Origin of the sequence: Phocaeicola dorei (assembly GCF_013009555.1) — a bacterium.
Taxonomy (GTDB): Bacteria; Bacteroidota; Bacteroidia; order Bacteroidales; family Bacteroidaceae; genus Phocaeicola; species Phocaeicola dorei.
In genome coordinates this window covers 436295-448588 of sequence record NZ_CP046176.1, presented here as the reverse complement: position 1 = coordinate 448588, position 12294 = coordinate 436295, and the positions used below count along the sequence as shown (strand labels likewise).

The following is a 12294-nucleotide window of genomic DNA, read 5'->3' as shown; positions in this document are numbered from 1 at the left end:
GAAATCCCGACGAGCGCCACTCTGCCGGGATTTCTTTATTCAACCGATGCCATGTCTGCATTGTTCCATATATGTGTTGTGTTATTGTTGGGTCAGATATTCCTTGTACATCTTCTCTATTTCCTTTATGGGAATATCCAATGCACTCACTTGTCTGAAAAACTCCGGCAATTCTTCATGCAGAAATATATCTTTACGCAAAGTGATAATCCGGTCTTTAGCCCCTGCCGATACAAAATAACCGATACCGCGTTTATTATAAATAATCTCTTGTCCTTGAAGGTAATCATACGTACGGACCACTGTATTTGCATTCACCTCCACCGTGGCGGCGTATTCTCTGACAGACGGAATACGCCCTTCCTCGGCATATTGTCCTTGCAGGATTTCATCATTTATCCGGTCGGCTATCTGCAAGTAAATGGATTTACTTTCTTTAAATTTCATAGCAAACGGAATTTAGGTTTAACAACTTGCGAACGGGTAAAAAGCTGGTAACTCAGCCACCAGTTAAACATAGTGAATGCACTGAAAAACGCTACTCCTAACGAAAGTAACTTGTTTAATGTCATCCACTGGAAATTAGTTTCCAGCCACTCAGAAAAACTGCGCATATTGTCATCTCCTATCCATGAAAGAATGTGCACCGATAAAACAGAAAACAGAATAGAAATAAGCATCAAAGCACCCAATGTCTTGAAAAAAGGTTTCTTATACCAATAATTTCCCCCTAGAATATACAATGAATGTGACCATAACAGGAAAGCCCATCCGCACAATTCACCCAACCAATTCTGGTACGGCATATTCATAGCATAGCCTGATCCCCTATATATCTGCTCACCATCTACCGAAGCCATAGAAAGAAGGTTATACAAAACAGATTGATGGAATGTTTCAGGCACATTAAATAAAGGAAGTAACAGATAACGGGTAATTTCCGCCAATGACGCCGCAACAAAGACAGCCGCAGCCAATCCTACCGTAACAATCAAGAATCGTGCTACAAATTTCTCTATCATAGTTGCCGGAAGCATCAAAAAAGCGATACGTTTTTCTTTTGTAATCATATTTTCCATAATGTTAGCAGCATAGACAATGCCAAAAATACCGATGATAAAAGCAAAGGTTCCCATTATATTAGAACAATAATGCTGAAAAGCCATTTGAGAATCACTATACGTCACCTGTTTCGACATTGTGAGCACCATTACCAATGCAAATGCAGCATAAATTCCGATCAGACGATAAAGATTTGTTTTCCAATTTTCCATAATCTCGCGTTTCATTACCATTGCAATACGCGAAAAGCTAAAGAATTTATTCGTATCCATAGTGTGTTTGTATTACTTGTTAAACAGAAATTGCATTTTTTCTCTCTCTGTCAGCATAGCGTTAAATAATACTTCCAGGTTCAGATTCGTTTCCTCATTATACGTATTCGGAAAAATTACGCTGTTTCCCTGGACGGACGGCTGAACATACAATGCTGTATCCGTCGATTCATTCATTCCTTGCTCTACAAAATAAAGTTTCTCACAGATCGTCTTTACCGATTCATTCAATAATACGCGGGTTCCATCAATAATAACCACATGATCCAGCAGGCTGTCAATATCTCTCACCTGGTGCGTAGAGATGATGACTGCTTTTTCATCGGTCATGCCCGAAGCGATTACTTTACGAAACTGACTTTTAGAAGGAATATCCAATCCATTGCTAGGTTCGTCCATAACCAATAAAGAGGTATTGGTAGCTAATGCAAAGCACATAAATACTTTCTTCTTCTGCCCCATCGAAAGTTCACCCAAATGAATATCTTCATTCATATCAAAATCATGAAGGCAGGCATTCAAAAGCTCATTGCTAAAATTCGGATAGAACGGTGTGTTCAGTTTTAAGTATCGTTTCAAACTGACTGATGGCAAAGCAAACTCTTCAGGCACTAGAAACATATCCTGCAAAGTCAGGGGATAGCGCATGGAAACATCTACCCCTTTGTAAAGTACCTGTCCGGCCTGAGGACGAAGCAGACCTGTCATTAAATAGAGCAAAGTAGATTTACCTGTACCGTTCTTTCCTAAAAGACCGTAAACTGAACCTTTATCCAGCGTCAACGAGAAGTCATTAAAGACACTCTGTTTTTTCTTTCCATAACTGAAAGATAAGTTCTTTATTTCAATCATCATTGTGTTTATGTTTTTATTAGTTATTTAGTGTACTAGTTCATTAGTATACTACAAATATATATAGTTTATTTGAATAAACAAGAAGTATAGCCAATGTTTAACTTTCGTTAATCTCTAAACAAATTAAGCGGGCAGCAACTAAGTACTGTCCGCTCAACCCAAATGATAAATGAAAAAAAGAAGGACTATTTAATTCCTCCTAGTGCCTTAGTAGCAGTTTCGTTCTCAGGATCAATTTCCAATATTTTATTCCAATACTGTTTTGACTGGTTATAATCCTCTTTTACAAAATAATAATACCCCAAATAGCTGTTACATTCTACCAATACTGATTTAGTAGCATCAGGCTTCTGTTCCAGAATACTCAGTGCAGCCTCATAATACGGCTTTGCCAGTCCCTGAGTGGTTTCAGGATCACGCAAAGAATTAACACGGGCACGCCAAAAATTTCCCAAATAGTTATCAGGAACTTTAACAGCCACCTGTGCAAAAATAGTATCGGCTTCAGCCAAATATGTCGGTTGTTTATCCTGATAAGCCGAATCGGTAGCAGCATAATAGTTCAAACGACCATATAAAAAGAGATCACTAATATCCGGGGAGCTTTTCATTTCATCCAGATAATTCTTATAAGCTTCTATCGCTTTCGGAAAATCACGTTTCTTCTCGTACACATCAGAGATATCTTTATAAATTTCCGTATGGGACTTATCCATAGACAATGCTTTGTTAAATTGTACCACTGCTTCTTCGTATTGCTTGTCCGCTTCCAGTAAACGAGCGAAATAAACATAGTCCAAGTATACATAATCCGGATTACCGGGATTAGCGAAGAATGTAGCAGCAGCTTCCAATCCTGTCTTATAGTCTTTTAATTCTAAATAATCATACATTGCCAGACGTTTCAGCACATGATTTTCTGGTGCAAGTTCCAAACCTTTCTTCACCATATCCAAAGACTGTGCATAATCTTTATTCAGATATAACAGCATGGCATAGCGGGTATAGTCCTGCTCAGTGGGAGTACCTACTTTCAGATAATTTTCGTATGCTTCTTTTGCCTTACCATATTGCCCCATAGTATAATATACATCCGCCAGTTCCTTACTGATGCGATTATCCTCCGGAGTTTTGGACTGTAAGCGCATCAACATATCCAATGACAGTTGAGGGTCTACGCCTTTATATACCTGTGCATATTTAAAATAAGCTTCACTACAGTCCTCATCCAAATAAATAGCCTGATTGTAATCGCTGCTAGCTTTATTCACATCATTCAAATTCAATGCTATATCACCACTCAGTAGATAAGCCACAGCACATTTACTGTTTATATCTTTAGCGCGTTGCGCATATTCGGCAGCTTCTGCCGTTTTCCCTTGATCTAGATAAGCCCGGCCTATCTCTACCAACAAAAAGGCATTCTTCTTATTCTTACCTTTCAATAATTCATCAAAAGCCTCAGAAGCTTTTGCTGGATCCTCCTTTATCATCGTGGCAGCCTGCTTCACCTGTAGCGACCATTCACTACCCGGCGATTTCTGTCCCCACATGGTTACAGCCAGGCACAAGCTCATCACGATTAATACTAATTTCTTCATGGTTCTTCTTTTTTGTTCATTTATATTCCTCTTTTACATCTACAATCCGCACAGGAGCTGTTGCAGGCACCAATCCTGACTTCAGAATGATACGTTGCCCCCGGAAGTCTGTCAGAAATGAAGTCAGACCACTAGGCAAGCCACTTTTAGGATCATTAAGTAAAATGTACACACTGCGGGTTAATGGATACTGATTTAAAGCCAGATAAGCTTGATAAGGCCTGAAACTATTTTCCACTGTAGCCGAATCCGCACGACTGACAGCCATTATCCGAATGGCGTCATTAAAAGAGAGTCGCGTACTATCCGCAGGATTACCTATCCAGTTGACACCGATAACCCCTAAAGCTGCGGGGGTTTTAGCCACATACGAAATCACCTCCGGATTTGTTTTTTGTGCCTTCAAATCTTCCGATAGAGGCTTACCACCGCAGATCGAGTCGAGTACATAATGTACAGTACTCGAATTGGGATTATCAAATACCAGTTGAAGCGCACCTAGACGGGAATCAGGATTCAACTGTTTCCAGTCAGTAATTTTCCCCGTCAGTATCTCCTTAAATTGTTCAACTGTAATTAATGAATCTGCATTTTGCTTGTTTACTATCAAAGCTAAACCATCCGTTGCCATCTTTACAGATACAGGAAAGAATTTCTTGTCATTGAAAAATGCCATTTCCTGTCGAGTCAGTTGCCTCGTGGTTATAGCCAAACGTACACTGTCCGCCAACAAAAGTTTCATGGCTTTCACTTCACTGCAATAAACTGGATGCACGGTAGCATCCGGCGTTAATGCATGGAATACCTGCAATTCTTCTTCCGCAATGGGACGGAATGTCTCGTCCACAGCTATCGTAATTGTGCCCGAAGTCAACGTATCGTCTTCCCCTGGTTTGGGTTTGTTGCCACAGCCCGAAAACAACAGCAGCAAAACAACCGACAATGCAATATACAGCTTCATCATATATAGATATTATTGTAGCTTAAAAGTTATAGGAACGGTATAGTACACGGGAACATTACGTCCGTTCTGTTTTCCCGGAATCCACTTCGGCAATGACTGGATTACACGGATTGCTTCCTTGTCACAGTACGGGTCCAATGAACGCATCACCTTTACATCCTTCACATCTCCTGTAGCCGAAACTACAAAACGGACAAACACTTTACCCTGTATTCCATTTTCTTGCGCAATGGTAGGATAACGCAGATTCTTTGCTATAAAAGACAGCAATTCTCTATCACCACCTGGAAACTGAGGCATCTGTTCTACCATAGTATATGGTTTTTCTTCTGCTTCGGGAGCTTTAGTTATCACTTCTTTCAGTTCAGCAATATCCTTACCGTTCAATTCGTCATTACCTTTCACATCGGCAATGGAGATAGCTACCTTAGTCTGAGTCAATTCTTCCTGACTCTTTATCTCTTCATCATCACGCACTTCCTCATCTTTTTTGATAACAGGAGCCGTAAATTTGATAGAGCTTTTCAGAGCGGGAGGGGGAGCCACCGGTTCCACTTTCTTGAACTCTTCCTGTTTTACTTCAGGTTCTTCCAGTTGTGACAATGTAGTCACTTCCGTCATTACCTCTTTCTGCTTCGGAGTAGCCAGTTTTACCAATGTCGGTATGCTGAATCCTACGGCAGCAATTATCACTACAATCACCATCGCCCACGTGTGACGTTTCGGTGAATTGGCCCGCATCTTATAGGCACCGTATGCCTTATTCTTACCTTGGAATACCAGTTCACACCATTCGGGTGAGGTCAAATCTATTTTTGCCATTTTCTTTTCCTCCTTTTAAAAGTGTGTTACTATTCCACGATATCTCTACTCAGATCACCTTTCGTATCATAATTCTTGATCAAGAACTGATCCGCATCAACGATATCTGTTATCACATACTTACCTATATTGCATATTTGCATTTCATCCAGAGCATCAATCAGATTTTTATATGAAGAATCATCCGTCGCCTTTATGATGACAGTCGGCGTATCCTTTCCGCTTTTTATTTCAGAAAGTTTCTTCGTGTAATCTTCCTCTGATATCTTTAAATCAGCTTTCTGTTTTTTCAGTTCGTTTACCTCACGAACTGCCACCGAGTTCTTTTTAAGAAGAATGGAACGCAGACCATCCGCATTATACGAAGTTTCCTTCAGCGAAGTATAGTCTTTATAGTTAGGTTCTCCTTCATAGTAATACAATTTATCTCCTCCTGCCAGCAGCAAAGTTATTGCCTGTGAAGCCTTCACCTTACTCTGTTGTTCTTCAGTGATATTCTTGTCATTGCTCGGCATACTTATTTCCATCGTCTGAGGTTTGCTCAACGTGGTACACAGCATAAAAAAAGTAATCAGCAACATATTCATATCCACCATAGGTGTAAAATCTACGCGGACAGTCATTTTCTTTTGCTTGGATCCTTTTCCTTTTTTGCCGCTTTCTTGTACTTCAGCACTCATAATTATTCAGTTTTATTTATCAGAAGTAGTCTTCAGAGAAGTAATCAGATTGTACCGATTCTCTCTGAGATCCTGAAGTGAGCTCATTACATTTTTAATCACAGCGTAGGGAGTTGACGCATCAGCTTTGATAGCAATGCGTAAATCAGGATTCACCTGACGAGCATTACGTACCCACGATTTAAACTGATTATCTGTGCTGTCACAGGGAATACCTTCATTTTTCAACAGTTTATCCTGCTGTTCAGTAGGTAAATCCAAAAATTTCTGCATGCTTCTCATCGGAACACCAAACGTAGAAGCTGTCACAAATTTCTTTTCCTGCTCAGGAGTAAAGTCAACTCCGTACTCCTCACCCATCTTCTCCAATACAGCCTTCATATCGGGCTGTTTGTCGAGGCTCATAAATATTTTCCCTTGCGGATCCACCAAAATCTGAAGGATATTCGTTTCCGGAATCTTGATTTCTGAAACGGAGGCCGGAGTAAACACCTGCACCGGTTCCTTCTTCACAAATGTTGAAGTCAACATAAAGAAGGTAAGCAACAATACAGTAACGTCACTCATAGCTGTCATATCTATGAACGTACTTTTCTTTTTAATCTTTGCTCTACCCATAGTAGTTCATTTTAAAGGGGTGGCACGATTATTTATGAGAAGCCGCAAAGGTCTGTACAATAGAGAAACCTACTTCATCGAGGCTGTAAGTCAATTTATCAATCTTATTAGTGTAGTAGTTATAAGCAATAACCGCCAATGCACCTGTCAAGATACCAAATGCTGTATTGATCAACGCTTCGGAAATACCTTGCGATAATGCCATTGAGTCTGTACCACCACCAGCAGACAAAGCTGCAAATGAACGAATCATACCGATTACCGTACCAAGCAATCCCATCAGGGTACCCAGTGTAGTAATAGTACCGATAATTGGTAAATTCTGCTCCATCATAGGAAGTTCCAGTGCAGTAGCTTCTTCCAATTCTTTTTGAATGGCCAAGACTTTCTGGTCTTTGGATAGAGTCTCATCGTTTTCAACTTCAGCATACTTTTTCAAAGTAGAGGTAACAACATTAGCGACAGAGCCACCTTGTTTATCGCAAAGTTCCTGTGCTTTCTTCATATCTCCGGTAGCCAAAGCCGATTTGATATTAGCGACAAATTTCACCAGCGAGCCTTTACCAAAAGCCGAACGGATAGCAAAATAACGTTCAATACTCAATGCTATGACAGTGAGCAACAAGGTTTGAATAATAGGAACCACAATACCCCCTTTATAAATAGTTCCCAGGAAATTACCCGGCAACGGATGATTATTAGGGTCATTGTTCATAAAATTAGCTGGATTTCCCAGTAAAAAGTTATATATACAAATTGCAATGATAAAGCAGCATATAATTACCCAACCTGCATTTTTAATACCTACAATCTTATTAGTAGTTTTATTTTGAATAGCTTCCATGATATGTTTTAATTAATCGTTATAGTTTAAAAAAAGATAATTCGAGACCAACCCCGACACTCTGCAGGGCGTCGGAGGAGGTTAAACAACTAAATTTATAACGATTAATTAAATCAAGATGCGTCTCAGCGTGAACACAAAATAATGACATGCCGGAGACACACAATGAATGGGATTAGACGGAAAGATTTTGGCGCGGTCAATAGCCAATAATTCCTCCCGTAGTGAAAAACGTCCTATGAGAATTTTTAAGAAGTTCTGTTGAAGTTCCTCTGCTCTACGGATACGAAGATCGTCAGGCACTAATTTAGTTAATACCTGCTGTTGTCCTGTCAGCAAAGAAGTAGTGAAAGACATGGTTTCCAATGTACCATGGTCAGACGGCGTATTCTCTTGAGATTCCGTAGTAGTAGCATACCTGTCAATGGCGGAAGATACAACATCCGCATCGACTCCCTGATAGTTCAGCATTACAAGCAGGGCGATTAATCCTATTTTGACAATAAGCTTCATTGACTACTGATTTCGCAAGATTCTCGGTTTATATTATTGAAACAATTCTATTGTTTTATTTGTTCACACAGACCTAAAAATTACTCAAGTGTTTTTATACTGAAGTTTTATTTTATAAGTTTTCTCTCATGAATTATTCAAAATTCACGTAGCAAATATAGTAAATATATTCGATAATCATAAAAAGATTACGAAATAAATTTCCTTTTTTAACTCCTTTTCTAATTCCAAATTATAATGCTCATTCTTTAGTTAAATATGCTCAATGATAGAATCATTGCAAAGCCTATTAATAGGGTATTTATGCTCCAAAATTTCACCTGTTTTATTATCATAAGTATATATTATATATACACGTATAATCCTCTTTCGATACAGAAGAAGAAGATGTAGACAAACTGATAGCTTGCATAAAGGCGCTATAATCATCTTCCGTTTCTCTGTTAGGCAGGCCTTCAGACCTGCCTGTTCTATTTCCCGCCTTTTTCCAAGGCATGAGTGTCCGGAGCCACACGTGGATGCAAAAAAAAGCCTCCGGAACTTCTTCAAGTCCGGAGGCTTCAATCAAAAACGGCAGCTACCTACTCTCCCACTGTGACGCAGTACCATCGGCGTGACAAGGCTTAACTTCTCTGTTCGGAATGGGAAGAGGTGGAACCCTTGTGCTATAGCCACCTGAATAAGGGCGACATATCGACAAGCCATCAGCGTTATCTTATCCTGTAGTAATAACCGAACGTATACACCATCCTAAATATAAGGAAAGTGGACGGGCAATTAGTAATGCTCGGCTTTGGTATCTCTACCTTTACACCTGCATCCTATCAACGTCGTAGTCTACAACGACCCTCAGAAATCTAATCTTGTGGCCGGCTTCGTACTTAGATGCTTTCAGCACTTATCCGATCCAGACTTAGATACCCGGCAATGCACCTGGCGGCACAACCGGTAAACCAGAGGTCTGTCCAACACGGTCCTCTCGTACTAGTGTCAGAGCCACGCAAATTTCATACGCCCACGATAGATAGAGACCGAACTGTCTCACGACGTTCTGAACCCAGCTCGCGTGCCACTTTAATGGGCGAACAGCCCAACCCTTGGGACCTTCTCCAGCCCCAGGATGTGACGAGCCGACATCGAGGTGCCAAACCACTCCGTCGATATGAGCTCTTGGGAGGGATCAGCCTGTTATCCCCGGAGTACCTTTTATCCTTTGAGCGATGTCCCTTCCATACGGAAACACCGGATCACTATGCTCTAGTTTCCTACCTGATCGACTTGTCAGTCTCCCAGTCAAGCGCCCTTATGCCATTACACTCTAACGGCGGTTACCAATCGCCGTGAGGGCACCTTTAGAAGCCTCCGTTACGCTTTTGGAGGCGACCACCCCAGTCAAACTACCCACCAATCAGTGTCCCCATATACACGGGTTAGAATCCAAACAAATGAAGGGTCGTATTTCAACAGCGGCTCCAAGGATACTGGCGTACCCCCTTCAAAGCCTCCGACCTATCCTACACATCACGTGCCCAGATTCAATGATAAGCTATAGTAAAGGTTCACGGGGTCTTTTCGTCCCATCGCGGGTAATCGGCATCTTCACCGATACTACAATTTCACTGAGCTCACGGTTGAGACAGCGTCCAGATCATTACACCATTCGTGCAGGTCGGAACTTACCCGACAAGGAATTTCGCTACCTTAGGACCGTTATAGTTACGGCCGCCGTTTACTGGGGCTTCAATTCAACGCTTCTCTCAACGATGACGTCTCCTCTTAACCTTCCAGCACCGGGCAGGTGTCAGGCTGTATACAGGATCTTTCGATTTAGCACAGCCCTGTGTTTTTGTTAAACAGTTGCCTGGACCTATTCTCTGCGCCCTCCCGTCACCGGGTAGGGACCCTTTATCCCGAAGTTACAGGGTCAGTTTGCCTAGTTCCTTAACCGTGAATCACTCAAGCGCCTTAGAATATTCATCCCGACTACGTGTGTCCGTTTACGGTACGGGTACCTACAGGATTTAGTTTAGCGGATTTTCTTGGCAGCATGATTACATGCACTATTGCCTTGTCCCGAGGGACGCGGCATACTATCAGGTTCGATTCTCATGGTGGATTTGCCTGCCAAGATCAACATCTACACCCTTCAACCATCTATTCCGTCAGATGGCGGCATTGTCACTACTGCGTCTCCACATCACTCCTGGAGGTAGTAACGGAATATTAACCGTTTCTGCCATCGGCATCGCCCTTCGGCTGAGCCTTAGGACCCGACTTACCCTGATCCGATTAGCGTTGATCAGGAAACCTTAGTCTTTCGGCGAGGGGGTTTCCCGCCCCCTTTATCGTTACTTATACCTACATTTGCTTTTCCAGACGCTCCAGAATACCTCGCGGTACGCCTTCGACGCTGACTGGAATGCTCCCCTACCGATCATTTCAATGATCCCACTGCTTCGGTAGACAACTTAATACCCGATTATTATCCACGCCAGACTCCTCGACTAGTGAGCTGTTACGCACTCTTTAAATGAATGGCTGCTTCCAAGCCAACATCCTAGCTGTCTTAGCAGTCAGACTTCGTTAGTTTAACTTAGCTGTCATTTCGGGACCTTAGCAGGTGGTCCGGATTCTTCTCCTCTCGGGCACGGACCTTAGCACCCATGCCCTCACTCCTGAGGTAAAACTGATGCGCATTCGGAGTTTGTCAAGACTTGATAGGCGGTGAAGCCCTCGCATCTTATCAGTCGCTCTACCTCACATCAGTAACCCACAAGGCTGCACCTAAATGCATTTCGGGGAGTACGAGCTATCTCCAAGTTTGATTAGCCTTTCACCCCTACCCTCAGCTCATCCAGAAGCTTTTCAACGCTTATTGGTGCGGTCCTCCAGCTGGTGTTACCCAGCCTTCAACCTGGCCAAGGGTAGATCACTTGGTTTCGCGTCTGCCACTGCCGACTATACGCCCTCTTCAGACTCGCTTTCGCTTCGGATACGTGTGTCGTCACACTTAACCTTGCCGGCAAAGGCAACTCGTAGGTTCATTATGCAAAAGGCACGCCGTCACTGCTTTAAGCAGCTCCGACCGCTTGTAGGCGCACGGTTTCAGGAACTATTTCACTCTTCTGTTCGAAGTGCTTTTCACCTTTCCCTCACGGTACTGGTTCGCTATCGGTCTCTCGGGAGTATTTAGCCTTACCGGATGGTCCCGGCAGATTCACGCAGAATTCCTCGTGCTCCGCGCTACTCAGGATACTACTATGCTTCGACAACATACGAATACGCAACTGTCATGCTCTATGGTCTTTCTTTCCAGAAAGTTCTTCTCCGATGTCTTCATGCAACGACGTAGTCCTACAACCCCGATCATGCCGTAACATGAACGGTTTGGGCTATTCCCCGTTCGCTCGCCACTACTGGGGGAATCATTGTTATTTTCTTTTCCTGCAGGTACTAAGATGTTTCAGTTCCCTGCGTTAGCTCCTGAAATGATCAGGTGGCGTGTCTTCAACACGCCGGGTTGTCCCATTCGGAAATCCCCGGATCAAAGGTTATTTGCACCTCCCCGGAGCTTATCGCAGCTTATCACGTCCTTCATCGCCTCCGAGAGCCAAGGCATCCGCCATGCGCCCTTCTTTACTTTCCTTATTCATTCGCCCACACTTGCGTGCCAGCGGGATGATATATACTTTCAGCTCTTTACTACTAAAATTACTGTTTGCTTGTACAATATGTCATAGATCGGTCATCTTCGTATCTTACGTCTCTGATGGAGTGGAGAATAACGGATTCGAACCGTTGACCCTCTGCGTGCAAGGCAGATGCTCTAGCCAGCTGAGCTAATCCCCCGAATCTCAAGATTCGTAGTCCCAGGCAGAGTTGAACTGCCGACCTCTACATTATCAGTGTAGCGCTCTAACCAACTGAGCTATAGGACTAAGTTCAACCTAGTCTGTTTCATTAGACCCGGCTTCTTACTTTCTCTCTTCCGTCTTAATACGGAATCATATCTTGAATAAACAACAACAGCAGTACAAAAACAAAAACCTTTACTTTGGATCCT

General features: G+C 42.4%; 10 protein-coding genes, 2 tRNA genes and 2 rRNA genes. All 14 read right to left on the bottom strand.

Going from position 1 to position 12294, the window contains the following annotated elements; all coding sequences use genetic code 11:
• Window positions 1–81: 81 nt before the first annotated feature.
• The gene (locus GKD17_RS01835; protein ID WP_007831279.1) at window positions 82–447 is read right to left on the bottom strand and encodes a GntR family transcriptional regulator; all 366 of its coding nucleotides are present in this window, start codon (window positions 445–447) and stop codon (window positions 82–84) included.
• Entirely contained in the window at window positions 444–1334 is an 891-nt protein-coding gene (locus tag GKD17_RS01830; protein ID WP_007831276.1) for a hypothetical protein, read from the bottom strand. The genes GKD17_RS01835 and GKD17_RS01830 overlap by 4 nt, the downstream gene beginning before the upstream one ends.
• Before the next feature lie 12 nt (window positions 1335–1346).
• A complete protein-coding gene (locus GKD17_RS01825; RefSeq protein WP_007831274.1) occupies window positions 1347–2189 on the bottom strand; it encodes an ABC transporter ATP-binding protein in 843 nt (280 codons plus the stop codon).
• 185 nt (window positions 2190–2374) lie between these two features.
• On the bottom strand, window positions 2375–3790 hold the full coding sequence (locus tag GKD17_RS01820) for a tetratricopeptide repeat protein (protein WP_007831271.1): 1416 nt from the start codon (window positions 3788–3790) through the stop codon (window positions 2375–2377).
• 16 nt (window positions 3791–3806) lie between these two features.
• Window positions 3807–4754: a PstS family phosphate ABC transporter substrate-binding protein gene (locus GKD17_RS01815; RefSeq protein WP_007831269.1), complete on the bottom strand. Its 948-nt coding sequence runs from the start codon at window positions 4752–4754 to the stop codon at window positions 3807–3809.
• A gap of 9 nt (window positions 4755–4763) precedes the next feature.
• A complete protein-coding gene (locus tag GKD17_RS01810; protein WP_007831267.1) occupies window positions 4764–5576 on the bottom strand; it encodes an energy transducer TonB in 813 nt (270 codons plus the stop codon).
• A 29-nt stretch (window positions 5577–5605) separates the two neighbouring features.
• The gene (locus GKD17_RS01805) at window positions 5606–6256 is read right to left on the bottom strand and encodes an ExbD/TolR family protein (protein WP_007831266.1); all 651 of its coding nucleotides are present in this window, start codon (window positions 6254–6256) and stop codon (window positions 5606–5608) included.
• Between the two features lie 12 nt (window positions 6257–6268).
• Window positions 6269–6874 carry an ExbD/TolR family protein gene (locus GKD17_RS01800; protein ID WP_007831265.1) on the bottom strand — a complete coding sequence of 202 codons (606 nt, stop codon included), beginning with the start codon at window positions 6872–6874 and terminating at the stop codon, window positions 6269–6271.
• A gap of 28 nt (window positions 6875–6902) precedes the next feature.
• A complete protein-coding gene (locus tag GKD17_RS01795) occupies window positions 6903–7718 on the bottom strand; it encodes a MotA/TolQ/ExbB proton channel family protein (RefSeq protein WP_007831264.1) in 816 nt (271 codons plus the stop codon).
• Window positions 7719–7826: 108 nt separating this feature from the next.
• Window positions 7827–8231 carry a hypothetical protein gene (locus tag GKD17_RS01790; RefSeq protein WP_007831263.1) on the bottom strand — a complete coding sequence of 135 codons (405 nt, stop codon included), beginning with the start codon at window positions 8229–8231 and terminating at the stop codon, window positions 7827–7829.
• A 568-nt stretch (window positions 8232–8799) separates the two neighbouring features.
• Window positions 8800–8910: ribosomal RNA gene (rrf, locus tag GKD17_RS01785) — 5S ribosomal RNA — on the bottom strand.
• Between the two features lie 78 nt (window positions 8911–8988).
• Window positions 8989–11877 (bottom strand): 23S ribosomal RNA (locus GKD17_RS01780).
• 129 nt (window positions 11878–12006) lie between these two features.
• Window positions 12007–12080 (bottom strand) — tRNA-Ala (locus GKD17_RS01775).
• A gap of 15 nt (window positions 12081–12095) precedes the next feature.
• Window positions 12096–12169: transfer RNA gene (locus GKD17_RS01770), tRNA-Ile, on the bottom strand.
• Window positions 12170–12294 lie beyond the last annotated feature (125 nt).